Below are 25,274 nucleotides of genomic sequence, written 5' to 3' on the forward strand. Positions count from 1 at the left end.
AACCCGCGGGGGGGGGTGAGCGCGGGCTCGTGAACGGCAGCGTCGACAGAGCGACTCCCAGGAGTCGCACACTGCTCTCCTCGGAACGTGCGCACTCGCCGACCGCGGAGCCGAAACCCACCTACGCTGAACCCATGGATGCAACCTTCGACGTCGTCGTGATCGGTGGCGGTCCGGTGGGCGAGAATGTCGCCGACTATGCGATACGGGGCAGCGATCGAACTGCTGTCGTCATCGAGCACGAGCTCATGGGGGGTGAGTGCTCGTACTGGGCATGCATGCCGAGCAAGGCGTTGTTGGGTCCGGGGTCCGCGCTCGAGGAAGCCCGTGCCCTGGCGGGTGCGCGTGAACGGGTGAGCGGCGATCGTCCGGACGCCGACGCACTCCTGGCGTGGCGCGACACAGTGAACGACCGACGGGACGGGCCCGGGGCGACCCACGACGACTCCGGGCAGGTGAAATGGGCCGAAGGTGCCGGGATGACGGTGATCCGCGGGCATGGGCGGTTGTCGGGTGAACGACAGGTGACCGTCGGCGACACGGTGGTGACGGCGCGTGAGGCGGTCGTGGTGGCGACGGGGAGCACGGCGTCGATCCCGCCGACACCGGGTCTGGCCGAGGCGCACCCGTGGACCTCCCGGGACGCGACGAATCTCGTCGAGGTGCCGGAGCGGATCCTCGTCGTCGGCGGTGGCGTCGTGGCGTGCGAAGCGGTGACCTGGTTGCTCGACCTCGGTGCGGAGGTCGTCATGGCCATCCGCGGTGACCGGTTGCTGCCCAAGATGGAGTCGTTCGTCTCAGAGCGGATCGCGGACTCGCTGACTGCCCGCGGCGTGGACATCCGGTTCGGGACGACGATCGAGTCGGTCGACCGGCCCGGCGCCGCCGACACCGGCTACGGACGCATCCACGGCGGCCCCGCCACCATCCGGCTCGACGGTGACGGCGCAGGCGAGCTCGTCGTCGACGAGATCCTGGTGGCGGCGGGACGCTCGCCCGCGACGCGGGATCTCGGTCTGGAGTCGGTGGGACTCGAGGCGGGCGGCCCGTTGCGCGCCGATGACCATCTGACGGTGGCCGACCACCCGTGGCTGTACGCGGTGGGAGATGTCAACGGCCGTAATGCGTTGACACACATGGGTAAGTATCAGGCGCGGGTGGCCGGGGACGTGATCGCCGCACGTGCCGAGAACCGGGACCTCGACGGTCCGCGGTACGTCGCGAGCTCCGACCACGGTGCCGTACCGCAGGTGGTGTTCACCCGGCCCGAGATCGCATCTGTCGGGCTGACCGCGAAGCAGGCGAAGGACGCAGGCATCGACGTACGGATCGCCGACGGGGACATCTCCGTGGCGGGGTCCTACCTGACCGATCCCGAGTACTCGGGTCACGCCTGTCTCGTCGTCGATGCGAGCCGCGACATCCTCGTCGGTGCGACCTTCGTGGGGCCGCAGACCGCGGAACTCGTCCATTCGGCGACGGTGGCCATCGTCGGCGAGGTCCCGCTCTCGCGGCTGTGGCATGCGGTTCCGTCGTATCCGACCATCAGCGAGGTGTGGTTGCGGTTGCTCGATCAGCTGCGATGAGCCGCGGCCGAGTCGAAGGCCCCGCTCAGAAGCTCAGTCGCCGGATCTTGTCCGGCCGGATGACGATCCGCACCCAGTCGTCGGCGAGGATCTCCGCGAGATCCTGTGCGCGGGTGGGGTCGTCGAGGTCCCAGTAGCGGTCGGCGAGTCGTGCTGCGAGTTCGCGTGCGGCTGGACCGTCGGTCTCGATGCGCGTGGGGCCGGAAACGGAGATCCAGCGCTCGCGTTCCTCGACCGGGGTGGCGACCACGATCGAGGCGCGCGGATCGGCGGCCAGACGACGCACCTTCAGCGAATCGGGACCGGTGAAGAGCTGGATCTCGCCGTCCGCGGTCGCCTCGAACCACACCGGCCGAGGCTGCGGCGGCGTCGGGCCGGTCGCCGTCGAGAAGAAGCCGAGGAGTGGGCGGCTGAGAAAGTCCAGATCGTCGGCGGTCAAGGTGTCGGACGAAGGCGCGGCGATGTCACTCATGGTGGGTACAACCCGAGCGCCCACCGAACATTCCTCAGGCCGCGAGTGGTCTGACCACTTGACCACCAGTCCTCCGGGTTCTACGGTCGGTGCATGCCGTTCGAGCCCGTGTCCCAGCAGAGCGCCCCCGAGATCGTGTTCGACCAGATCGTCGAGGGCGTGCTGTCGGGTGACCTACCGGCCGGCGAGGCCCTTCCAAGCGAACGGGAATTGACCCGCATCCTCGGCGTCTCGCGGCCCACCGTGCGGGAAGCGTTGAAGCGGGTGGCGGCGGCCGGTCTGGTCTCCATTCGGCAGGGCGACGGCGCACGGGTCCAGGACATAGCGCGGACGGGTGGTCTCGATCTGTTGCCGCGACTCCTGATCCGGGGCGGCGCGCTCGTGCCCAGTGTCGCTCGCTCGATCGTCGAGGCACGTGCCGCGATCGGCCCGGGCGTCGCCGGGCTGGCGGCGAGGCGGGTGACCGACGACCAGATCGCCAGGCTGACAGCGCTGCTCGCCGATCTCGCCGCCGAACCGGACCCGGTCGGACAGCAGGTCGCGGCACTCGAGTTCTGGAGCGCGATCGTCGACGCGGCCGACTCGATCGCATTCCGTCTCATGTACAACTCGCTCCGCGCCGCGTACGAACCGGCGCTTCCCGCGCTCGCGTCGATGCTGGAGCCGGAGGTCGGCAACATCGACGGCTATCGCGCGCTCGTCGACGCGATCACGTCTCGCGAACCCGGCCGCGCCGAGGCCGCTGCCCGTGAACTGCTCGCGCCCGCGACCGCGGCATTGCTCGAACTCTGTCAGGCACTCGAGGGTGCGGAGTCTGACATCGGAGAGGGGAACTGAATGTCTGCCGAGAGCATCGACGCCGACCACATCGACCACAGAGCGCGCCGGCAGGTGGCGGCGGAGGAACGGCGAATGCGATCACGGCGGTCGACGACCCTGCGTGCCGCATTCGCCGAGTTCCTCCGGCACCCGTCGCCCTGGATGATCGCCGCGTTCCTGGTGACCTCGTCGGCGGCGCGAATTTGGCTGGGCGGGTGGGGGATCGCCGATCTGGTCGTCCCGGTCGTGATGATCGCGAGCTTCCCGCTGGCCGAATGGCTGATCCACGTCGTCGTGTTGCACTGGCGGCCGAAGCGCCTGGGACCGGTCACCATCGATCCGCTGGTGGCGCGTAAGCATCGCGAGCACCACTCGGACCCGCGGAACATCCCCCTGGTGTTCATCCCGTGGCAGGTGCTGGTCACGGTCGTCCTCGCGGCCGTCGCGGTGGGGCTCCTCGTCTTCGCCAGTGCCGAGCGCGGTCTCACGTTCATGGCGACGCTCGCGGCGATCGGACTGGTCTATGAATGGACGCACTATCTGATCCACTCCGACTACCGGCCGCGCCGCGCCTACTATCGCCGGCTGTGGCGCAACCATCGATTCCATCACTACCGCAACGAGCACTATTGGTTCGCGGTCACCACCGCGGGCACCGCGGACCGGTTGCTGCACACCTATCCCGATCCCGACACGGTCGAGAAGTCACCCACCGCAAAGGATCTGCACGCGCTGTCGCAGCCGGGGACTGACCGGCGAACCACATGACGGTGCGGTTCGTCCCGGTAATCGGGACAAACCGCAACGCGATCCGGAATACTCGCCCGCATGCGGGTATTCGTCACCGGCGGTACGGGGGCCATCGGGGGATACGCGGTGCCCGCAATGGTCGCCGCGGGACACGACGTGCGTGCGCTGGCGCGCTCGGATGCCGCCGCTTCCGCGCTGCGTGCCCACGGCGCCGCCCCGATTCGGGTGTCGCTGTTCGATCGACACGGACTCGCCGAACACTTCGACGGCTGCGGCGCGGTCGTCAATCTCGCGTCCTCCCTTCCGGGGACCGCATCGTTCGTCCGAAAGTCGGCCTGGGCGGACTGCCAGCGCATACGGCGGGAGGGCTCGGCCGCGGTGGTCGACGCCGCACTCGCCACCGGCGTGCCGCGGGTGGTGCAGGAATCGGTCGCCATGGTGTACACCGACGCCGGTGACCGGTGGATCGACGAGGAGTCGCCGGTCGACCACTATCCGATCGCGGTGGGCAACCACGCGGCCGAGGCCTCGGCCCGCCGGTTCACCGATTCGGGTGGGGTCGGCGTGGTGCTCCGGTTCGGGTTGTTCTACGGCGTCGGCGCCGCCCACAGCGAGCAGCTCATGGCGCTCGCCCGACGACGGATCGGTTTCCGGGCCGGCCGACCCGGCGCCTACGTCTCCTCGATCCACCTCGCCGATGCCGCCGGCGCCGTGGTGTCCGCACTCGAAATCGGTTCCGGCACCTACAACATCGTCGACGACCTACCGGTCACCAAGATGCACCACACGGCCGCCCTGGCGGGTGCGGTCGGCAAGCACCCGTACGTGACCGGGCCCGGCCGGGCCGCCCTCCTGCTCGGCGAACGCACCACGTCGCTGACACGTTCGCTTCGGGTGTCCAACAGGCGGTTTCGGTCAGCCACCGACTGGCGACCACGCTACGCCTCGGTGTGGGAGGGGTACGCGCAGATGGCACGTCAGCTCGACGCCGGGTCTGATCGGCGTCGACCTGCGGTGTAGTTCCCGGGTTGCCGGCGTGACCGGCTGGCGTCGCGCGCCGGGTCACAGGTGGGAGGAGAGCAGCACGATCGCGGCGTGGCGCCGGATGAACTGCCACGGGGACGCCAGGGCGTCGGAAGCGGTGCGCAGGTCCTCGTGGGCGATGTCGTGTATGCGTGTGGGCGTCAACGAGGCGAGCATGAGGTCGTCGAGAACCGGACGGGCGGCGAGGATCTCGGCCAGCAGTCGATAGTCGAGCGGCGTTCGCCGGTGCTCGGCCAGGAAAGGAGCGCTGAGGGCCTGGGCGGCCATGTCGTCGGGGAGGCCCGCCACGAGGTGCGTGGCTCGATGGACGTGGCCGAGCATGCACAGTACTGTGGCCGCCTTCGCCACGTCGACGGGCCGATTGCCTGCCCGTTCGACGGTGTCCGCCAACCGGTCCGCGACCTGGGAATCGGTGATCCCGGTGTCGATGAGGACGTCATACAGGCGGTCGACCCGATGCGAGTTCGATGGATCGAGCGGGGTGCTGCGCAGCTCGTCCACCACGCGCTGCGCGGCAATCGGGCCCTGCGCGGCCAGGAGTCGGCGAGCGACCGGGCGCAGTTCGCCGTCGGTGTCGGTGTCGGAGGTCAGGATCTCGACCAGCGCATCGATTCGGTCGGGCTCGGACAGACGGTCGAGGCGGGCTTCGATCGCCGAGGTCCGGTGGAGCTCGGGAAAGAGCCGTCGCAGAACCTCGTCGTCGACCGATGCCCGGATCGCGGCCTCTCGGCACTCGGGATCGTGGACGAGTACGACGAAGTCGTCGTCGAGGTGGGCCGACCCGGGAAGCGTCGCCGTCGCGCGACGGCAGGCGTTGCCGAGACTCCGATGAAATTGCGCGGCAACGACATTCCAAGGATGGCCGTGCCGGCCCACGGACGCGGTGAGCCGCTCTGCCCACAGATCCCCGGTCGGGGGCGCGTCGACGAGCCGGTCCCAGTCGTCGACGTCCCGCTTGCGGAGGTCGCCGCGCTCGGTGGCCGGGGAGCCCTGGGGCTGCCACGCCACCCGGATCGACGGCCACAGGAAGAGCATGTCCCGAGCGTGGACATCGGTCAGGGCGGCAGCGTAGACGGTGTTCGCCGGATGCTGCTCGGCGGCTTCGGCGACCGCGAGTTCGATGCAGCGGATCAGGTGATCTTCGAGTGAGCACCAGTCGATGTCCATCAGCGGTCCCAGATCTCGGCGCGGGCGCCGGTGTACGCCATCACCGGGATCTCGAGCGTCGCCGGTGCGCGTGGTCGACGGTCCGCCGGGTCATCCGAGCGCGATGCCGAGATGTCCGGCCATCACCCGGACCATGTGCTGCACCCCGATCTCGTTGCGCCCGATGACCATGTGTTCGTGCTGGCCGCGTCGCACACCTTCGCCGCACTGTGGCAGCATCGCGAAATCCTCGTCGCGGACCGCCGCGTGTACCTGGGCGAAGATGCCGGCATACATCTCGGTCTGTTCCGGAGTGTCGGCCGGGTACTTGGCCATCCAGCTGTGGCGCACGGTGCAGCGGGTCGCCGAACCGGCAGGGAGGATGTCGATGACCTCGACCCCCACCGGACTGTTGGCGAGGATGAGATTCGGGTAGATCCAATAGATGAGGCCCATGTAGGCGCTCGGATCGTCCCAGGTGGCGTCGGGCTCTTTGTCCGCGAGGTCGCGAATCCAGTTGAACGGGAACCCGATCCGATGGTGTGGCCCGTACTCGTCGTAGACGTGCGTGTTCGCGATCGTGTTCTGACCGATCACGCTGTTGCCGTGGACGAACGGGAAGTGGTAACCCTCGGCGAAAGCCTCCAGGGCGCCTTTCCAGCTCACCGTCGATTCGAGATGTCGCTCGTCGTGGTACTGGAAGTCCTGATACCTCCAACGGGCGAGCTCGTCGTCGAAACTGCCCAGGTGGGCGTCCAGGTCGAGCGGCGCATCGGCGGTGAGGACGGCCCAGATGAATCCGTGCCGTTCCTCGCTCGGCAGTTCGACCAGTCCGTAGTCGGAGCGGTCGAGATCGTCGAATCCGGCTTTGCCGGGGACCCCGCGGAGTTTGCCGGTGTTGTCATAGACCCACGCGTGATACGGACACGTGAAGCGTCGGGCGTTGCCCGCGCCACAGGCCGGCATCGCACCGCGATGACGGCAGTAGTTCAGGAAGACGTGGGTCTGCCCGTCTCGATCACGGGTGATGAGCAACGAGTCGTCGAGCACCGTTCGTACGACGTAGTCATCGTTGTTCGGGATCTGCGCCGAGGCCAGCAGCGCCAGCGGCGTCTCGCGCAGCAGTCGAGTCTGTTCGAGTTCGGCGAGTTTGTCGTCGCGGTAGTAGTCCAGCGGTACGCGGAGAGTCGACTCGGCCATGTCGGTGCTGCTGGACATCGCGAGATCCAGTGCTCGACGAGTGAGATCGGCACCGTACGAGCTGGTCGAGGGAGTGGTTTCGGGGATGTCGATCGTCACGGGGGCTGTCCTTTCGGGTCCGTTCAGTCGGCTGGGGCCTGACAATACATGAAACACGTTCTATGTCCAGCCGTGTTGCGACGTCCGGCCTGAGGGGAGGGGCTGCGGGGATCCCCGCAGCACGACACAATGTGTGGATGCGCACCCACGGCTGGGCCGGGGCCACCCCTCCGACCGACGATGACGAAGCGAGCAAGCGCATAGTCGTTGCGGCCGGCGAGCTGATGGACGCCGGAGCCGGTGGCGTCAACATCCGTCAGGTCGCTCAGCGGCTCGGGGTGGCCCGTCAGACCGTCTATCGCTACTTCCCGGACACGAAAGCCCTGCTGTCGGCGACGGCGCAGCACGCGACCGACGAATTCCTGGCGGATCTGGCTCGGTCGCTACAGGGGTTGACCGACCCGGCGGATGCGATCGTCGAAGCCATCGCCCTGACCTTCGAACGGCTGCGACAACACCGGCGATTCGGCCTGCTCTTCGCCGAGGCAGAGCACGGCCGTTTCACTGCCGAGGTCACGTCACCCCAGGCGATCGCGATGGGTCGGGTGATCGTCGAACATCTCGATGTCGACTGGGCTGCCCACGGGTGGGTCGAGGACGACATGGACGAGCTCGTCGAGGTGATGTTGCGGTTCGTCCAGTCACTGCTCGTGGATCCGCGCGAACTCACACGCACCCCGGTTGAGTTGCGGGAATTCCTGCACCGCTGGATAGGTGTGGCCATCGCGGCCAAGAGCATCAACCCCTGACGGCGCCGACGCCTCGCCGCACGGTGGGGCACGCGCCGACGGTGATCGGTGGCGGCCAGAGCTCTACGCACCCAGCCCGGCGGCCATCGACCACACCAGCACCTCGGCGTCGGAGTCGTCGCCGGCGCGGATCGGGAACGACGCGGAGTCGACGCCTCGGAGGGCGTCACCCGGGTCCAGAACGCCGATCTCCTCGACGCCGACCCCGTCGACCTCGACCTGTCCGTGCACGACGAACAGGTGGGTGAACCGGGAAGCGGGCACCTCGACGGTCTCGCCGGGGCGGAGTCGCGTCGCGAACAGGGTGGCGCCCGAGTTGGCGACGGAGACCGCGGCGTCGACATCGGCGACGCCCGACGCGATCGGTACGAGTCCGCCCGCGGCGAGGCGGTTGCGGACATCAGCCTGCGCGTACGACGGCGCGAGACCGTGGCGGTCGGGCATCAGCCACATCTGGACGTAGCGGACGGGCTCGGTGCCGGCGTCGGGAAGGTCGGGCCATGAGTCGTTGCGCTCGGAGTGTTCGACGCCGGTGCCCGCGCTCATCCGCTGCACCAGGCCGGGGTAGAGGACACCGGAGTGCCCGGCCGAGTCACGGTGGACCAGCGTCCCCGTGACCACCCACGTCACGATCTCGCTCTCCTGATGGGTGTGGAGATCGAAGCCCGCGCCGGGGGCGACGACCTCGTCGTTGACGGCGAGCAGCGCGCCGAAGTGCGTGTTCGACGGGTCGTAGTGGTCGCCGAAGGAGAAGCAGTGCCGCGAGGTCAGCCAGTCGGTGGCGGTGACCGGACGATCATCGCCGCGGAAGACGGTGAAAATCATGCGCCCATTGTCGCAGTGCGGCAAGGTGAGGGCGGTCGGGGACGGCCGGGTCCGGGATCTGTCGACGTCGATCTCGGACGGCGATCGCGCACGCCGCGGAGTGTCAAAAGTCCCGTGGGCGAGATGAGTTCGTGACCGGCTTGATCCCCGAATGGAAGCTGGCGGCGTCGATTTCGAGTGTTACACGAGTGAAAATTGTCGTCATGAAGATCTGGGTCAAGCGCGCGACGACAGCCGCTTGTGCCGCGGTCACGTGCGCGGTCATGGTGAGTTCCTGCGGGTTCGCCGGTTCGACCGACACGGGCGCCGCTGCCGCCATCGACGCATTCGCCGACGCCCTCAGCCGCCAGGACGCCGGCGGGGCCGCCACGTTCACCACCGCACCGGGACAAGCCGGTGACAGTCTCACCACCACTCTGAGACAGATGGGTGCCCAACGCGTCGACGTCGACGTCGACAACCCCGTCGAATACAGCGACGGGACGGCGACCTTCTCGGTCACCACCACCTGGAACTGGGACAAGGGCCGCGTGTACGAGTCGACCAGCGGCGGTACCGCGCGCAAGCTGTCGTCGGGTTGGAAGGTGACCTGGGACCCCGCGATCCTGCACGCCGGCCTCACCGCCGGCGGCACCCTGCGCGAGATCCGCACCGACGCGAAGCCGGCCCCGACCGTCCGCAGCCGAACCGGCCGGGTCTTCATGTACGCCCAGCCGGTCAACGAGATCGTGCTCGATCCCACCCGAACCCCGGACCTCAACGCCTCGGTGCGGGCGCTGGCCCGGGTGATCGCGCCCATCGCGCCGCTGATCACCGGGCAGGTCATCCGAGAGAAGCTCGACGCCACGCCGGGCCGGGCCATCACCGCGGTCGGTCTGCGGGACTCCGACATGGAGGTGCTCGCCGGCGACCCGCGTCGGGTCCCCGGTGTCGTGGTCAACCGATCCGATCAATTGGTGATGGCGGACCGGCGCCTGTCCTCCCCCCTCGAGGACGGGCTGACCAATTACTGGCAGGCCATCCGCGACGCCACCGCCGGGTGGCAGGTCGAGATGCTCGGTCCGGGTGCCGCGCCCCGCAAGCTGGCCGGTGAGCAGGGTCCTCCCGGACCCGACGTCCCGACCACGATGGACCAGGGCGTCCAGCTGTCCCTGGGCGACGCGGCCGTCGAGGTCGGTCAACCCGCGACGATCATGACCCTCGACGCGCAGACCGGTGCGATCACCGGGATGGCGCAGAACTCGTACGCGATCGACAGCGGCGTAGACCTCGACCAGCCCTATCCGGTCGGCACCACCCTCAACCCCGTCTTCGATGCGATCGGGCGAGCCGTCGGGTCGGAGCAGCAGCGTGGCGACGAACTGCTCGACCGGCTCGGACTCGGCGTCCAGTTCACGGTGCCCGGTGCGAGCGTTCCGACCGCTGACCGTCCCGGGATCGCGACCATCGACTACCGTCCCGGCTCGAGCATGATGTCGATGACCAACATGGCCGCCTTCGGTGTCGCCATGGCGCGCAGCGCGGCCGGGCAGGCCTCGTCGGTGCCGCCGTTCGTGCTGAAAAACGTGCCGACGAAGATCGCGGGCGGTGAGCTCGGCGGGCTCGATCCGGCCGTCGTCCGGCCGGTGCTGCAGGCGATGACCGCCACTGCCGCCACCGGCGACGCCAGTGACCTCACCCGCGCGCCGGGACTGCGTGCCCTCGTCGGCACCAACGGCCCCGAGGGGCCCGGCTGGTTCGTGGGGCTCCAGGGCGGTCAGGTCGTCGTCATCTACACCGAGGGACCCAAGTCGGGGACCGCCGCACTCCAGGTCGCGCAGAAGTACTTCACGATCAAGTAGGTCCGCGAACGCTCGCGACTCTCGTCGTCAGGCGGCGGCGCGACGACCGAGGTAGGCGAAGACGGCTCGCCAGCCGAGCAGGAAGAGCGCGAGCACCACGGCCGCGACGATGACGAAGCTGACCGCCACGCCCTGGCTGAGGATGAAGCGCAGGATCATCGCGACGGTCACCGTGCAGAACCAGATGACGAGACCGACCGGGACGACCCGGTCCGGCCGGAAGTCGTGACCGAAGAAGTCGCTCGACCGCACATGCGCGTAGACGTAGGTGATCGACCAGCCGGCCGCACAGCCGGCGAGGAACGGCCACAGCGTGTGCAGCACCGAGGTCAGCGCATAGCCCTCTTCGTGACTGGCCCGGCCGATGAGGACGAAGACCGTGATCGCCACGGCGTCGAACAGGGCGGCGACGGGACCCGTCGCCGTTCCGCGCGCCGGCGAGGACCCCGTCTCTGCCGTCGCGTCGGAGCCCCGGTCCGTCTTCGAGCTCAGCATGGTGGATTACCGTACCGGGTCCGACGGCGGATCGGTGTCGGACGTTCGTGCGGAGTCCCCTCGTTGCGGGTTGTCGGGTCCGTCCGTGGGCGGGGCCCCCGGGCCCGGCGGTTCGACACCATCCGGCGGCGGGATGGGGAGCGCCGTACCGTCGGGCGTCGTGGGCGACGGGTCGTCGGCCGAGCGTTCGAGGGCGTCGGCGTCCCGCTCGACCTCGTCGATGAACGTGTCGTCGCGCTTGATGCGGTTACGGAACATGAGACCGATGACCACCCAGCCGATGCCCGACACGATCACATAGCTGATCAGCCGGTAGATGAGGACCGCGGTGATGGCGTCGGCGGCGGGCATGCCGGCGCTGGTCAGTGCGGGGACGAGCACCGCGTCGACGACGCCGATGCCGCCCGGCAGCAGGGGGATCGCCGAGCCGACGGCCTTGCCCGCCGCGTAGGCGACCATCAGTCCGGAGATGCTCGGGTGGGCGTCGACCGCCCAGCAGGCGAACATCAGACACCCGACGTCGGCGACCCAGTTGAACAGGCTCCAGCCGAATGCGACCGAGGTGTCGCGCTTGGTGAGCTGCACCGCCCGGAGCTGTTCGAGGGTCTCGAACAACTTCTCGGTGCCGTGGTCCTCCGGCTTGTTCCGGAGTTGGTTCACCCAACCCAGGACTCGAATCCCGGTGCTCTTCAACGATTCCGGATGACTGGCCAGGTACTGCAGGACCACCGCGACCGCGAGGAACCCGGCAACGGAGAAGACGACCGAGAACGGGCTGGTCTTCGCTCCGGCCAGGAGGGCACCGCCGAACCCGAGCACCGCGAGACCGATGCCGGCGAGCAGGCCCGACATGACGACCTGCCACGACGCGATGACCGGTGTCGCACCCCACTTGCGGGTTTCCCGATAGGTGAACGCGGGGGCGAGGACCTGGCCGCCCGGCATCGTCTGGCTCAGCGAGTTGGCTGCGAGGATGACCGACAGGGACTTCCACTGCGTGACCCGCAGGCCCGCCGAGCGCAACAGTGCGCGCTGGACCTGGGCGAAACTGTCCATCGACAGCATCGCGGCGACGAGACACGCCGCGACCCAGTGCCACTCGATCTCGCCGATACGCAGCCAGGCGCCCCGCAATTCGGGCCAGATGAGAACGACTTCGACGGCGAGGATGACCAGGACGACGGTGAGCAGGACCCATCGGACCCACCAGAACCGAGGACGGGTCACCGGGGCTGCCGCGCCCCCCGGCGAGCCAACATCCTCCGACGACATACGTGCCACCCTAGGGTAGGGGGGCCGGTGTCGGTGACGACCCCCGTCGGCGACCTGCGCAATCGGGGGTGTGTACGGACTCCTGTCCCCGCGGTGCAGCACTAGTGTGACTCTCGTGACCGAAGCCGAACGAGCCGACCGGCCGCGCGACGTCCGGGACCTCGCGTCCATCGACCGGGCGAAGGTCCATCCGCAGGTACGCGCGGCGGCGGAGTGGGCGTGGCGGCTACTGCTCCTGGTCGCGGCCGCTTACGTCGCGACCAGGCTGTTCCGGGAGTTCGAGGAAGTCCTCGTGCCGGTCGCCCTCGCCATCCTGATCTCCGCGATGCTGGTTCCCGGGGTCGACGCACTCGACCGGCGCGGTCTGCCGCGCTCGTTGGCGGTGATCGTCAACCTCGTCGTCGCGATCGGGTTGCTCGCCGCCGTCATGACCTTCGTGGTCCGCGAGTTCATCGACGGTGTTCCCGAACTCGCCGAGCAGGTCACCGTGACCGTCGAGAAGACCAGGGAATGGCTCATCAACGGGCCTCTCGGGCTCGATCGCGACCAGGTGCGCAACTTCGGCACCGACACCCTCGACTTCATCCAGCACAACCAGGACCGTGTCACCAGCGGTGCGCTGGCCACCGCCACCACGGCCAGCGAGATCATCACCGGCGCCCTGCTGACGTTGTTCCTGCTGATCTTCTTCCTCTACGGCGGTGGTCAGATCTGGCAGTTCTCGGTCAAGCTCATCCCACAGACCAATCGGAATCGGGTGTGGGAGGCGGGTATCGCCGGTTTCGGCACACTCGTCGGGTACGTCCGGGCGACCGTCGCAGTGGCCTTCGTCGACGCCTGCGGTATCGGGATCGGACTCGCCATCCTGCAAGTGCCCCTGGCGCTTCCGCTGGCCTCGCTGGTCTTCCTGGGCGCCTTCATCCCGATCGTCGGTGCCCTGGTCACCGGCACGCTGGCGGTGCTCGTCGCCCTGGTGACCCAGGGCTGGATCGCCGCGGTCGTCGCCCTCGCCATCGTCGTCGGTGTCATGCAGCTCGAAAGCCATGTGCTGCAACCGTTCCTGCTCGGGCGGTCGGTGCGCCTGCATCCGGTTGCGGTGGTGCTCGGGATCGCGGCCGGCCTGGTGTCGGCCGGCATCATCGGTGGTCTGCTCGCGGTGCCCCTGATTGCGTTCTTCAACACCGCGATCCGACGCCTGAAGGGGGACTCGACCGAGTCCGTGGACGGGCGCCCGGGGGTCGTCGCCGAGCCGGATTCGCCGGCGTGGGACACCGACGATCCCGACGCCGCGGCCGAGACGCTCGCACGCGAGGCCCCCGGCACCCCCTCAAAGGCCGGGAACCCAGGATCGGAACGCCCGGCGGATGGTCGCCGGGACGAGGTCGAGACCGACCGCGAGGGCAGTGACCGGGACGGGGACGGTCGGGGCGCGGGAACGTGACGCGCCGGTGGTCGGGGCTCGAGGTCGGCCCGCCGGACCGGGACACCGATCCGGATCGTCTGGCACGCGTCATCGACGACGACCCGGTCGGTCCGCTGTGGCGGGGCGCCCAGATCTTCCGGCTGCTGTCCTATCTGTACGCGCTCGGCTTCCACATCGCCGTCAACCCCGACCTCGACCGCGGCGGCGTCGCCTGGGTGCTCTTCGGCCTGCTCTCCGCGTGGACGCTGGTCAGCGGGATCGGCTACTTCGTCGGGTTCGCGCGCAACCGGGTGTGGGTCGGTGCCGAGGTGCTCGTCGTCTGCGCCCTGATGTTGTCGACGTCGTATGTCGCCGGCGCGGAGTGGGCGTGGAACAACCAGACCTGGCCGACGACGCTGTGGGCCACCAACGCGGTCATCTCGGTCGCGATCCTCACCGGCCCGGTCGGGGGGATCGTGTCGGGGCTGATCATCGGCGGCACCAGCACCTTCGTGAAGGGCGAACTGAACCTCGACTTCGGTCGGAATGCGACCATCATCGTCATCGTGGCCACCGGCATGGCGGTCGGGCTCGCGGCTGCGAACGCGCGTCGGGTCCAGGACCAGCTGTCCCGGGCGGCGCGGATCGCCGCGGCTGCCGAGGAACGCGAACGGCTCTCCCGTGAGGTGCACGACGGGGTACTCCAGGTGCTCGCGCTGATCGCGCGTCGCGGACGCGAGATCGGCGGTCCGACAGGTGAACTCGCCACCCTCGCGGCGGAGCAGGAGCGTACGCTGCGTCGGCTGATCTCCGACACGGACGAACCCGTCGCCGCCGATCCCGATGCGCAATGCAGCGTTGATCTCGCCGCCGCCCTGCGCGTCTTCGCCGACGCGCGGGTGTCGGTCAGCGCTCCCGCCGACCCGGTGATGATCCCGGCGCATCGGGGTGCCGAGATCCGTGCGGCGGTCGTCAACGCACTCGACAACGTGGTCAATCACGCGGGTCCTGGTGCGCGTGCGTACATCCTGGTGGAGGATCTGGGATCGGATGTGGTGGTGAGTGTGCGCGACGACGGGATCGGCATCCCGGACGGCAGGCTCGCCGAGGCGGTCGCGCAGGGGCGCGTCGGGGTGTCGAAGTCGATCGTCGGACGGATCGAATCCCTCGGCGGCACCGCGCGCCTCGACACCGAACCGGGTGCGGGTACGGAATGGGAGTTCACCGTCCCGCGGGACGAGAGCTGAACGGCGAAGGGGAGCATCAAGTATGAGTGCAGGCCGGAGTGACGAAGGGCGGGCGCCGCTGCGGATCATGGTCGTCGACGACCACCCGATCTGGCGAGAGGCGGTGGCCCGCGATCTCGCCGACGAGGGATTCGACGTCGTCGCCACCGCGGACGGCGTGGGCAGTGCCGGTCGACGCGCGGCCGCCGTCACCCCCGACGTGGTCCTGATGGACATGCAGCTGACCGACGGCACCGGTACGGAGGCGACGACGGCGGTCCTGGAGGTCTCGCCGAAGACCCGCATCCTCGTGCTGTCCGCATCGGGTGAGCGCGACGACGTCCTCGAGGCCGTGAAGGCCGGGGCCAGCGGCTATCTGGTGAAGTCGTCGTCACGCGAAGAACTGGTGGACGCCGTCCGGGCGACGGCCGACGGCCAGGCGGTCTTCACCCCGGGACTCGCGGGGCTGGTGCTGGGCGAGTACCGGCGCATGTCCCAGCAACCCGACGCCGCACCCGCCGCGCCCGCGCTCACCGAGCGTGAGACCGAGGTGCTGCGTTTGGTCGCAAAAGGACTGAGCGCCAAGCAGATCGCGCGGCGCCTCGACCTGAGTCACCGGACCGTCGAGAACCACGTCCAGGCCACCCTCCGCAAACTCCAGCTCGGCAACCGCGTGGAACTGACCCGCTACGTGATCGAACACGGCCTGGACGAGGACTGAGTCCTCGGCCAGGCCGTGTTCGACGGTGGCGGGTCCCGCCGGGTCACTCGCTGACGGCGAGCCCCGAGGTCGTCAGCGAACCGCTCGCGGGCGCGTCTGCCGGCTTGGGTGACTTGACCAGCATCGTGGCCGCGGCACCGATGAGCGCGATCCCGGCGAGGAGATGGAACGCGGTGGCCGAGGAGATCCCGGCGCCGATCAGCAGGCCGCCGATCACCGGACCGAAGATGCCGCCGAGTCGACCGAAGCCGGCGCACCAGGCCACGCCGGCGGCGCGTGCCTCGGTCGGGTAGAAGTTCGACACGAAACCGTAGATCAGGACCTGGGTGCCGATGGTGCCGGTACCGGCGACGGCGACCGCGGCCAGCAGCACCGGCAGCGGGAGGGACAGGGTCAGTCCGATGAGTGCGAACGTCGCCAGGCAGAACGACGTCGCGACGACCTGCTGCGGTCCCCGGCGGTCGGCGAATCGCGCCGCGATGAGTCCGCCCACGATGGCGCCACCGTTGAGGACCAGCAGGAACGACAGCGAACCCTTCGCGTTGAAGCCGCTTTCCTTCATGATCTGCGGCAGCCATGTGTTGAGACCGTAGGTCAGCAGCAGGCCGACGAAGCTCATCACGCCCAGCAGCAGGGTCGGACCGGCGAAGCGACGCGAGGCAAGGACCGCGAAACCGACCTTCTCGGCTGCGGCGGGTGCGGTGGCCGCGACCGGCCGAGCGGGGCCGACGTGGATTCCGGTGCGCGCCGAGACCGCCTCCGCGTCGGCGAGACGACCCCGGGTGGCGAGCCATTGCGGCGACTCGGGCATCCGCAGCAGCGCGAGGGGCAGCAACGTGACGAGGGGCAGTGCGCCGACCCAGAACAGTCCGCGCCAGCCGGCGTGGTCGGCGAGCACCATCGCCAGGATCGCGGCGAGCACGCCGCCGGCCGGGACGCCGCTGTAGACGATGGCGTTGAACAGGTTCTTCTTCGCGGGCGGCGCGAACTCGGCGACCATCGCGCCGGCGGTGGCGACCAGGCCGCCGATTCCGATGCCGGTCACGAACCGCAGGATGCCGAACGAGGTCAGATTGGTGGCGAGGGCTGTCGCACCCATGCCGACCGAGAACCAGATGATGTTGAACAGCATCATCCGTCGGCGACCGACCCGGTCACCGACCGCGCCGGCCAGCAGCGCGCCGGCCAGCAGCGCGCCGATCATGACGCCGATGAGCGCGTAGGAACCCAGCGCCCCGGCGGTGGCCGGGGTGAGCTGACCGAGTTGGGACGGGTCGTCGAGCAGGGTGGGCAGGACCGTGCCGTAGACGACGAGGTCGTACCCGTCGAAGACGATTGCGATGGTGGCAAGGGGGACGACCCAGAGAACGCTCCTGCGATGCTCCGGTGATGTCCAGGTGGTGGATGAAGTCATGCGGCTGTCCCTCCAGCGTTGATGTGCTGGCAGACATCATGCGCGGGATGTGTGGTAGGTCACATCAGGGCAAAGCCCAGTGCCGACCCATCCCGGATTGATCGTGACTCGCGATCAATCCGCTTACGAGACCCGTGGCCGCGAACGGGGGTCCGAGCGGTCAGTTCTGTGAGCGACTCCGCTTCAGCAGTTCCTGGACGCTGATCTGGCCGTCGTCACCGGTCTCGTCGGACCGGGCGTGCCGGTCGGTACGCGGGCGACGGCGACGGTTCGACTCGTCGGCCGGGCGATCCTGCTCACCCGAGGCGGGACCGGCGTCGGGCCGCGCGGCGGCCGGGGTCGCATCGGCGCTGAGTCCGCGCTCCATCGGCGACGGACCGTTGCTGCGACGACTCCGAGACGACGGGGTCGAGGTCTCGGGGCTGACCGAGGCGGCCAGGGGGCGACGGCCGGTCTCGTCGAGGGCGGGCCGGCGTCCGAGCGGTGAGCGCTGGCCGGTCGGCTCCGGCGTCGGCCGGGCGGTTCCGGGATTCGGACGCCCGCCGGTCTCCGGCACCCGTGGTGGGGCGGACGGGGGAGTGACCGTCGGACGGTCCCCGTTCCCCGGGTGAGGTGCGGCGTCGCCGAGTCGGATGCCGCCCTCGCCGAGGCTCCAGCCGCCGGTGTCGGGACGATCACCCTTCGACACGGTGGAGCGGCGGTAGGGCGTCGCGGGACGGCGTCCGGCCGGTTCGGGGGCCCGGGCACCGGGCACGGGCGTCGGTCCGACGCGCGCCGGCGGAGTGCGCGGCGGGGTCGGCGCAGTACCCGGGCGGCCGGTGGTGGTCGGCGGCGGACCCGAGGGGGACGGCGGAGTCGGGGTGGGCCCGGAACCGGTGCGCTGGTCGGGGGCCTGACCCGCCGGGCGGCCGTTGGTGAGCGGTCGGTCCGGGGCGGGCCGCGCCGGTGCGGCGGGGCGGCCGACGGCGGCCGGGACACGACCCCGGGCGGGAACCGCTCCGGCGGCGACCGGTTGTCTGCGTGCCGCGGCCATCACCGAGGTCGGCGCCTCGGCCACCACGGTGCCCGCACTCATCGGACGGGCGCCGGCACCGGCGTCGCGCTGTTCGTCGGGTTCGTCGTCGAGGACGGTCTCGCCGAGGCCGATCTTGCGCTGGACCACGCGCATCCACCGCGGTGCCCACCAGCAGTCGTCCCCGAGCAGCTTCATCACCGACGGGACGAGCAACATGCGGATCACCGTGGCGTCCAGGATCAGCGCGGCGATCATGCCGAACGCGATGTACTTCATCATCACGATCTCGGACAGGCTGAACGCGCCGGTGACCACGACCAGGATCGCGGCGGCCGCGGTGATGATGCCGCCGGTGTGCGCGGTGCCGCTGCGGATCGCCTCGGTGGTGCTCGCGCCCTTCTGTCTGGCCTCGACCATGCGGGAGAGCAGGAACACCTCGTAGTCGGTCGAGAGGCCGAACACGATGGCGATGATCAGCACGAGCACCGCTGCGAACAGCGGGCCGGGGGTGAAGTTGGCCAGCTCGGCGCCGTGACCGTCGACGAAGATCCACGTCAGGATGCCGAGCGTGGCACCGAGACCCAGGGCCGTCATGAGCGCGGCCTTGATCGGCAGGACGATCGAACCGAACTGCAGGAACATCAGCAGGCCGGTGATGAGGACGAGCATGACCGCCATCAGCGGGAGCCGCTGCATCAGCGCGTCAATCGAGTCCTGGGTGAGGGCCGGGGTACCCGAGACGTACATCGTGAGGCCCTCGGTGTCGATCGCGCGCAACTGCTCGATCGCCTGGGCGGCGGTGTTCCGGTCCTGGAGACCGGCCGACACCTGGTAGACGCCCACGTTCGGGTACCGCTCGGCGTCGAACGACCCGAAGTCGGACTTGTCGGCGTCGCTGAACTTGTTGGTGAAGCCGGGGACCGCGTCGGCGCGTTGCGCGATGGCGTCGAGCTTGTTCTGGTCGGCCTGGCTCGACTCGTCGTAGATGATGACGAGCTTGATGGCCTCGGTTCGCTCGCTCGGGAAGTATTCGTCGAACTTCTCCTGCGCGACCCGGTTGGGGTTGTCCGGCGGCAGGAACTTCTCGCTGATCCCGCCGAACTGGATGCTGCCGAACGGGATGATCAGCGCGAGTAACAGGAGCACAGTCGGGACCGCGGTCTTGACCGGGTGCTTCATCACCCACGTCGCGAGTCGGCCCCAGAAGCCGTTCTCGACTTCCTGGCTGGTCTTCATGCGACCGCTGAACCGGTTCTCGATGGCCGCTGCGCGTTCCTCGCCGGAGAAGCGGCGGGCCAGCGGGACCGCGGTGTACTTCATGACCGTGCTGATCGACAGCATGTTCACGCGGGGTCCGAGGATGCCCAGGATCGCCGGGAGGACGGTGATCGACAGGATCGCGGCGAGGGACACCGATGCGATCGCGCCGTAGGCGACGGATTTGAGGAATCCCTGCGGCATGATCAGGAGACACGCCAGGGCGGCGACGATGATCGTCGCGGAGAAGACCACCGTCTGACCGGCGGTCATCACGGTTCTTCGGACCGCGGCCTTGGTCGAATAGCCTTCACCGAGTTCCTCGCGGAAACGCGACACGATGAACAGGCCGTAGTCGATCGCGATGCCGAGACCGATCAGCGTGACCACCGACTGCGCGAAGATGTTGAGCTCGGTGGTGAGCGCGAGGATCTTCATGATGCCCAGCGAACCGGCGATGGTCAGGCCACCGATGAGGACGGGCAGGCAGGCGGCGACGACGCCGCCGAACACGAAGAACAGCATGATCGCCACCAGCGGCAGCGCGAGGACCTCGGCGCGGTGGATGTCCTTGTCCATGCCCTCGGCCATCGATCCGGCGACCGGTTGCAGGCCGGCGAGTTCGAAGGTCGTACCGGGTAGATCGAAGCGTTCGGGGATGTCCTCGAAGAACGGTTCGATGGTCTTGTAGTTGTTGAGGACCGTCGTGTCGTCGTTGCCCGCGACGCCGATGCTGATGAAGGCGTGTCTGCCGTCCTCGGTGAACAGCCGCTCCTGCAGCGTGCTCTGCGCGGGCTGGACGAGGAACGGGTCGTACAGACCGGGATCGGCGCGTCCGACGATGTCGGGGTGCGTCGCGATGAGGTCCTCGACGAACGTCTCGACCTTCGCGCCAAACGCCTTGTCGTCGACGCGGGTGCCCTCCGGTGGGGTGACCAGCAGGATGATGTCGGACGTGTGGTCGCGCCCCAGCGCCTGGTCGGCGTAGCGCGCACCGGTGTCGGACTCCGACGTCGGATCGAACCAGCCGCTCTGACTGAGGTGCTTGCCGAGATCGAGACCGTACAGCCCGAGTCCGGCCATCATCGCGATGAGCACCGCGATGACGAGGAAGCGCATTCGGTAGACGAATGTGCCGATGAACCGGAACACGCGATGTCCTTTCGTGTACGACTGGGCGGGCCTGTTCGGCGCCGTCGTCTCGGGGCGCCGGTGGCGATTCTGTCAGTTTCCGGAAAGATCCTGACAGTGTTGCCTGAGTGATCCCTGAGGCGTGGGCCTCGGGGTCACGCGCGGGCACACCCGCATCGGCGTCGGATGCCGGGTCGCGGACCGCCGCCCGACGACCCCGGCAGGGCCACGACGCCGCAGGTCAGCGCAAGAGTGCGCTGAGCGGGCGGAAGGGTGTGAGCCAGGCGCCCTCGTCGGGCAGGGAGTCCAGGCCGATGCGTGGCAGCGGCTCGCGGAACACGCCGGGGATGTCCTCGAGATCGATGAACTCCAGTTCTTCGGTGCTCAGTGCCCAGCTGGCGTGTTCGCGGAACCCGATGACGGTGACGGGCACCCCGTCGCCGACCACCTCGAGCAGCGGTTCGCGGAATGCCTGACCGTCGGCGGACGCCACGATCACGCCGGCTAGTCCAACAGTGTGCCTGCGAAGTTCGATGTGGTCGAGCATGTCGGAGTCGACATCGCTGTCGTCGGACAGCTTCGGCTTGGCGAACACGGCGAAACCGACATTACGGAGAGCGTCCACCCACGGCCGGACGACGTCGGCGCTACCAGGGGCGATGTTGGTGAACACGGTGGCCTCGGGCTCGACCGCGCCGCCTCCGTCGGTGAGAGCGGACACATCTGCGGTCCGCTGCAGCAGCCACCGGCCCAGGGCGTCGAACCGGGGACGGTGCGCGGCGGTGGGGCGTCCGCCGAGCAGGGCGCCGAGGCCCATGTCCATGTTGGGTGCGTCCCACACCAGCAGCATGCGGCGCGTCCCCGTCTGGCCGGAGATGGTGTCGGCGAAGCCGGTCGGGCTGTGGTCACTCATGGCGGGCTCCCGTCGGGGTGTCGCCGGTCGAGGCGGCCGGCGGGATGGGCCGCGTGTAGACGAACTCGCTGACGTAGCGGCCCTCGCGCTCCGCGCGTCCCTCGAACTTCGTCGTCGGCCGCTGCAGCGAGATCGGCGACTCCCGCGTCAACTGCACGACGTGGGGGCGGTCGGCGTCCTGGGTGGCGAGCGCCTCCGCGATCCACTCCGCATAACCGGCGTGATCGGTCGCGATGTGCAGCACCCCGCCCGGGACGAGCCGGTCCGCGATCAGTTCCAGTGTGCCGGTCTGGACGAAGCGTCGCTTGTGGTGACGCGATTTGGGCCACGGGTCGGGGAAGAACAGCCGCACACCGGTGAGGCTCGACGACGGGATGAGCTCGGTGAGGACGATGGCCGCGTCGCCGCGGATCAGGCGGACGTTGGTCAGGCCGTTGCGGTCGACGAGGCCGAGGAGCTGGGCCAGGCCCGGCTTGTAGACCTCGACGGCCACGACGTCGACATCCGGTTCGGCCTCGGCCATCGCGGCGGTCGAGATGCCGGTACCGCTGCCGATCTCGAGGACCTTCGGGGCCTCGCGCCCGAACAGTTCGGTGAGGTCGAGTTGCGGCTCGGGGACCCGCTCCGGCCCGATCTCGAGGTCGCGGCCCAGCACCGGCCACAGGGTCTCCCAGTTGCGCTGCTGACCGGTCGTCAGCGTGCCGCGGCGGAAGCGGAAGCTCGTCACGCGGGGGTACAACCGGGACCTGTCGGGGCTGTTGTTCACGCGTCCATCGTTGCGCATCGTGCCGTCGCGGCGAAGTCGCGGGGGAATGGCGGCCCGGACGGCAGCGGTGCGGACGCGGACCCGTCCGGCCCCGCGAGGGGATGTGGAGCTGTCTCCGCCGTTCGCCCGGATCCCGATTATTCTCGGCCCTGTCGCGGTTCACGTGCGCCGATGCCCGGGGTGGCGGTGCGGTGGACGCGGGTCGTGGGAGGCGCAGGGGTCGGATGGCGAGGAGGCTGCGGTGGGGGCACCGGTGAACGGTGGCCGGCGTGGCGTGCCCGCCGGGAGCGAGTTGTGGACGGCCGCCGAGCAGGGACGACTCGTCGACCTCGTCGACCCGGTGTCGCCGCTCGTGCCCGTCCTGGCCGGCGCGGGCCGGCGTTTCCTCCGTCCGTTGCACGTCCAGGTCGTCGGCCGGCCCGGGACCGGTCGGGACACGATGGCTCGTGCGCTGCGAGAACGACTGTCGCTCACCGTGATCGGGCCCGGTGAGGACGAGCAGGGGGCCGCTGACACCGATCTGTGGGTTCTGGTCCTGGCGGGACCGCCGCGGCGCGCCGACCGCGAACTCTTCGCGTCCCTCCCGGCCGACCGTGTGCTCGTGGTGCTCGGGAAGGCCGACACGCACGGCGACTGGGATGCTGCGGTCGAGGTCGCGGCGTCGTGTGCCGGGCGTCTGGACACGCCGGTGTACCCCGTCTCGCAGTTGCTGGCCTGCGCCGACCTCGACGACGCCGAATTCGCCGCGCTGGCGACGATGGCGGCCGCAGGCGTCGGCATGCCGTCGATGGCCGGCCGGTTCCTCGTGGGACGTCCGGGTTCCGACGAACGGCTGATGCGGCAGGGTTTGCTGCGCCGGCTCGACGCCTACGGCATCGACACCGCGCTCGCGCTCATCGAGTCCCGTTCCGCCGTGGCCGCGAACGCCGAGGCCCTGAGCCGGGCGCTCCGCGACGCCAGCGGCGTTCCTGATCTCGCGGGACCGATCGGGGAGCGAGTCGACCGGATTCGGCATTGGCGTGAGGTCGAGTTGCGCGCCCGGTTGGAGGAGGCGGCCGCGGCGGGCGTCGACCGCGCCGGTGCCGAGCGACTTCTGGCCGGGGCAGGAGCGGGCACATGACCGACACGGCACTCGCCGCCGCGCGGGAGCTGACCGGCTTCGACGCCATCGGGGTCGACGCGGGCACCGACGTGCTGGTCGTCGGGACCGACGGAGTGGGCGTCCGCACGCTGGTCGAGGCCTGCCGGGCGCTCGCCCCGGACCTCGACATCGTCGCCCGCGGCGGGCGCTCGGGTGCGTCGGCCGGTGCGGCGGTCGTGGTCGTCGACCCGTCGTCGTCGGTCGGTGAGGAGGAACGTCTCCTCGTCGAGCAGATGCGCGCGCAGGTCGGGACCGTGGCGATCGTGTGCACGAAGATCGACGCGTTCTGGGAGTGGCCGCGGACCGTGCGCGCCCACCGGGCCGTCCTCGACCCGTTCGCGACGCTGCCGCTGTTCGGGGTGTCGTCGGTCGCGGCCCTCGAGGGTGCGGTGGACGAGTCGGGGATCGACGCCCTCGTGGAGTGGCTGCGTGAGACGACTGACGCGCCGGGCGTACTCCGCGCCGAGCGGGCAAGGCTCGCGGCGGGCCTCGGGGCGGTCGAGCACCTCCTCGGCGCGCCGGCGAGCGGCGCCGACGAGGCGGCGTCCGCACAGGTTGCCGTCGATGATCTCCTGGCCGTGCGTCGCGAACTGGTCGCCGCACGTGACCGCGGACGCCCGGACCGGTTGGCGGCCGTGCGCGCCGGACTCGCGCGCGTCCGATCGCAGACGTCGGCGGAACTGCACGCCGGGGTGCGCGATCTGGCGGCGTCCGCCGCCGGCCACGCTCCCGCCGCGAATTCTGCGTACGGCGCCTGGGTCCGTACCGGCTGGGCCGCCCTCGCCGACGGCGTCCGTCGTCGCGCCGACGAGCGCGTCGACGCGGTCCGGTCGACCGCCCTGGTGGGCCTGGACGCGGAGCCGTCGGCGGACGAGGACTGGCCCGCGGTACCCCTCCACACCGAGCGGTCGAGCGGCCGGGCGCGGCGCGCAGGCGCCGAAGACGCGTTGGTGGTCGTCCTCGGGGCCTCGACCGGTCTGGGTGTGGGACGCCTCGTCGTCGCACCGATGGAGTCGGTCCAGACGTTGCAGTGGGTCAGCATGCCGCTCGCCCTGATCCTCGGAGTCGCGGTCGCGGCGTGGGTGATCCGTGTCCGGCGCAGTGCTGCGGAGCGTTCCGATCGCGAGGCACGCACCGCCGAGCTCCTCGCCGAGGCGCGGGCGACACTCGATCACCAGCTCGCCCTGCGCGTCACCGCGGCCGAGACCCGGATCGCCGGCCAGATCGCCCGGGCGCACGAACGCCGTAACCGAGAGGTGGCGGCCGACGTCGCGCGCCTCGACGAGCAGATCCGCCGACTGCGCAGCGGGGTCGGCGTCCGCGACGCTCGAACCCGTCGCGAGCGCGCGGCGGAGATCCGCCGTGAGTTGGTGGCGCGGTCGGAATCGCTCTGGGCGGTCGTCTCCCGCACCGACGACCCGGGTGAGGAATCCGACGATCCGGCGGGACGTCGGGACGACCGAGGGCATGACGACGGAACGGCCGGGGTCGCCCGGGCCGGCCACGACGACGGGAAGCAGTGATCTCGATGGACCCGATGTTCCCCGACGACCTTCCGGACCCGGCCCGCCCGGAGGAGGCCTCGCTGTTCGGCGCGGCCGAGGGCGCCGACCCGCACTCGGTCGACTCGGTGGCCGCACTGCACGAGACACCGGCGTCCGACGATCTCGACGATCACTTGTGGATGCACGACGACGGCCGGATCTGGGATCTCGGACCCGCCGAGGTGGACACCGACAACGACGGCATCAACGATTCGCTCACCCGCAACGGGCCCGACGGGTTTACGGTGTACACGGACAGCGATCGGGACGGGCAGGTCGACAAGATCACCGAGATCGGTGCGGACGGCGAGTTCCGTTCCGCGGTTCTCGACCCGGATACCGGCCAGTGGATCTCCGGCGGATCGGGACGAATCGGCTGACACGTGACCGGCGCCCGACCCGGCCCGTTCCGCGCCGAGACCGAGCGCGTGCGATCACCAGGGACT

Annotated in this window: 22 protein-coding genes; 12 read left to right on the top strand and 10 right to left on the bottom strand. The window is 69.7% G+C overall.

The window, feature by feature from the left end; translation table 11 throughout:
• Positions 1-134: 134 nt before the first annotated feature.
• The gene (locus M4D77_RS06810) at positions 135-1,586 is read left to right on the top strand and encodes an NAD(P)/FAD-dependent oxidoreductase (RefSeq protein WP_259935837.1); all 1,452 of its coding nucleotides are present in this window, start codon (positions 135-137) and stop codon (positions 1,584-1,586) included.
• 25 nt (positions 1,587-1,611) lie between these two features.
• Here the strand turns inward: M4D77_RS06810 and M4D77_RS06815 are convergent, their stop codons facing one another.
• Entirely contained in the window at positions 1,612-2,058 is a 447-nt protein-coding gene (locus M4D77_RS06815) for a pyridoxamine 5'-phosphate oxidase family protein (RefSeq protein ID WP_205333644.1), read from the bottom strand.
• A 93-nt stretch (positions 2,059-2,151) separates the two neighbouring features.
• On the opposite strand from M4D77_RS06815, the gene M4D77_RS06820 reads away from it, so the two are divergent.
• From M4D77_RS06820 to M4D77_RS06830, 3 genes are read left to right on the top strand one after another with little or no spacing between them, the layout of a single operon-like run.
• Positions 2,152-2,895, top strand: a complete 744-nt coding sequence (locus M4D77_RS06820) for a FadR/GntR family transcriptional regulator (RefSeq protein ID WP_065630325.1) — start codon at positions 2,152-2,154, stop codon at positions 2,893-2,895.
• 15 nt (positions 2,896-2,910) lie between these two features.
• On the top strand, positions 2,911-3,645 hold the full coding sequence (locus M4D77_RS06825; RefSeq protein ID WP_205333664.1) for a sterol desaturase family protein: 735 nt from the start codon (positions 2,911-2,913) through the stop codon (positions 3,643-3,645).
• Positions 3,646-3,705: 60 nt separating this feature from the next.
• The gene (locus M4D77_RS06830) at positions 3,706-4,647 is read left to right on the top strand and encodes an NAD(P)-dependent oxidoreductase (protein WP_259935838.1); all 942 of its coding nucleotides are present in this window, start codon (positions 3,706-3,708) and stop codon (positions 4,645-4,647) included.
• Between the two features lie 42 nt (positions 4,648-4,689).
• On the opposite strand, the gene M4D77_RS06835 is transcribed toward M4D77_RS06830, so the two are convergent.
• Positions 4,690-5,838 (bottom strand): hypothetical protein, encoded by a 1,149-nt coding sequence (locus M4D77_RS06835; protein WP_247450474.1) that lies wholly within the window; start codon positions 5,836-5,838, stop codon positions 4,690-4,692.
• A gap of 90 nt (positions 5,839-5,928) precedes the next feature.
• Positions 5,929-7,110, bottom strand: a complete 1,182-nt coding sequence (locus M4D77_RS06840; RefSeq protein ID WP_247452157.1) for an aromatic ring-hydroxylating dioxygenase subunit alpha — start codon at positions 7,108-7,110, stop codon at positions 5,929-5,931.
• 143 nt (positions 7,111-7,253) lie between these two features.
• On the opposite strand from M4D77_RS06840, the gene M4D77_RS06845 reads away from it, so the two are divergent.
• Positions 7,254-7,865 (top strand): TetR/AcrR family transcriptional regulator, encoded by a 612-nt coding sequence (locus M4D77_RS06845; RefSeq protein WP_205333642.1) that lies wholly within the window; start codon positions 7,254-7,256, stop codon positions 7,863-7,865.
• A gap of 63 nt (positions 7,866-7,928) precedes the next feature.
• On the opposite strand, the gene M4D77_RS06850 is transcribed toward M4D77_RS06845, so the two are convergent.
• Entirely contained in the window at positions 7,929-8,690 is a 762-nt protein-coding gene (locus tag M4D77_RS06850; RefSeq protein WP_259935839.1) for a pirin-like bicupin family protein, read from the bottom strand.
• Positions 8,691-8,893: 203 nt separating this feature from the next.
• Here M4D77_RS06850 and M4D77_RS06855 point away from each other — a divergent pair, with 203 nt between their 5' ends.
• Positions 8,894-10,531 (top strand): NTF2-like N-terminal transpeptidase domain-containing protein, encoded by a 1,638-nt coding sequence (locus M4D77_RS06855; RefSeq protein WP_259935840.1) that lies wholly within the window; start codon positions 8,894-8,896, stop codon positions 10,529-10,531.
• Positions 10,532-10,558: 27 nt separating this feature from the next.
• Here M4D77_RS06855 and M4D77_RS06860 read toward each other — a convergent pair whose 3' ends face one another.
• Together M4D77_RS06860 and M4D77_RS06865 are read right to left on the bottom strand one after the other, a co-directional pair.
• On the bottom strand, positions 10,559-11,026 hold the full coding sequence (locus M4D77_RS06860; RefSeq protein ID WP_058252246.1) for a DUF3054 domain-containing protein: 468 nt from the start codon (positions 11,024-11,026) through the stop codon (positions 10,559-10,561).
• Between the two features lie 6 nt (positions 11,027-11,032).
• On the bottom strand, positions 11,033-12,298 hold the full coding sequence (locus M4D77_RS06865; protein WP_137809615.1) for a YbhN family protein: 1,266 nt from the start codon (positions 12,296-12,298) through the stop codon (positions 11,033-11,035).
• 115 nt (positions 12,299-12,413) lie between these two features.
• Here M4D77_RS06865 and M4D77_RS06870 point away from each other — a divergent pair, with 115 nt between their 5' ends.
• From M4D77_RS06870 to M4D77_RS06880, 3 genes are read left to right on the top strand one after another with little or no spacing between them, the layout of a single operon-like run.
• Positions 12,414-13,739 carry an AI-2E family transporter gene (locus M4D77_RS06870; protein ID WP_259935841.1) on the top strand — a complete coding sequence of 442 codons (1,326 nt, stop codon included), beginning with the start codon at positions 12,414-12,416 and terminating at the stop codon, positions 13,737-13,739.
• A complete protein-coding gene (gene macS / locus M4D77_RS06875) occupies positions 13,736-14,947 on the top strand; it encodes a MacS family sensor histidine kinase (RefSeq protein WP_259935842.1) in 1,212 nt (403 codons plus the stop codon). The genes M4D77_RS06870 and macS overlap by 4 nt, the downstream gene beginning before the upstream one ends.
• Positions 14,948-14,969: 22 nt before the next feature.
• A complete protein-coding gene (locus M4D77_RS06880; protein ID WP_058252243.1) occupies positions 14,970-15,647 on the top strand; it encodes a response regulator transcription factor in 678 nt (225 codons plus the stop codon).
• 43 nt (positions 15,648-15,690) lie between these two features.
• Here the strand turns inward: M4D77_RS06880 and M4D77_RS06885 are convergent, their stop codons facing one another.
• The 4 genes from M4D77_RS06885 to trmB form a co-directional block, all read right to left on the bottom strand.
• On the bottom strand, positions 15,691-17,061 hold the full coding sequence (locus tag M4D77_RS06885) for an aromatic acid/H+ symport family MFS transporter (RefSeq protein ID WP_259935843.1): 1,371 nt from the start codon (positions 17,059-17,061) through the stop codon (positions 15,691-15,693).
• A 160-nt stretch (positions 17,062-17,221) separates the two neighbouring features.
• Positions 17,222-20,485: an MMPL family transporter gene (locus tag M4D77_RS06890; RefSeq protein ID WP_259935844.1), complete on the bottom strand. Its 3,264-nt coding sequence runs from the start codon at positions 20,483-20,485 to the stop codon at positions 17,222-17,224.
• Positions 20,486-20,705: 220 nt separating this feature from the next.
• A complete protein-coding gene (locus M4D77_RS06895) occupies positions 20,706-21,377 on the bottom strand; it encodes an NYN domain-containing protein (RefSeq protein ID WP_058252241.1) in 672 nt (223 codons plus the stop codon).
• Entirely contained in the window at positions 21,370-22,161 is a 792-nt protein-coding gene (gene trmB, locus M4D77_RS06900) for a tRNA (guanosine(46)-N7)-methyltransferase TrmB (protein WP_259935845.1), read from the bottom strand. Before trmB ends, M4D77_RS06895 begins: the two co-directional genes overlap by 8 nt.
• Positions 22,162-22,384: 223 nt before the next feature.
• Between trmB and M4D77_RS06905 the strand changes: the two genes are divergently transcribed.
• The 3 genes from M4D77_RS06905 to M4D77_RS06915 are packed head-to-tail and all read left to right on the top strand — an operon-like array spanning position 22,385 to position 25,208.
• On the top strand, positions 22,385-23,263 hold the full coding sequence (locus M4D77_RS06905) for a hypothetical protein (RefSeq protein WP_137809619.1): 879 nt from the start codon (positions 22,385-22,387) through the stop codon (positions 23,261-23,263).
• Positions 23,260-24,807, top strand: a complete 1,548-nt coding sequence (locus tag M4D77_RS06910; RefSeq protein WP_259935846.1) for a hypothetical protein — start codon at positions 23,260-23,262, stop codon at positions 24,805-24,807. Before M4D77_RS06905 ends, M4D77_RS06910 begins: the two co-directional genes overlap by 4 nt.
• Before the next feature lie 5 nt (positions 24,808-24,812).
• On the top strand, positions 24,813-25,208 hold the full coding sequence (locus M4D77_RS06915; RefSeq protein WP_065630444.1) for a DUF6802 family protein: 396 nt from the start codon (positions 24,813-24,815) through the stop codon (positions 25,206-25,208).
• The last annotated feature ends 66 nt before the right edge of the window (positions 25,209-25,274 follow it).

The sequence above is a fragment of the Gordonia sp. p3-SID1431 genome (assembly GCF_025143765.1).
GTDB lineage: Bacteria > Actinomycetota > Actinomycetes > Mycobacteriales > Mycobacteriaceae > Gordonia > Gordonia hongkongensis.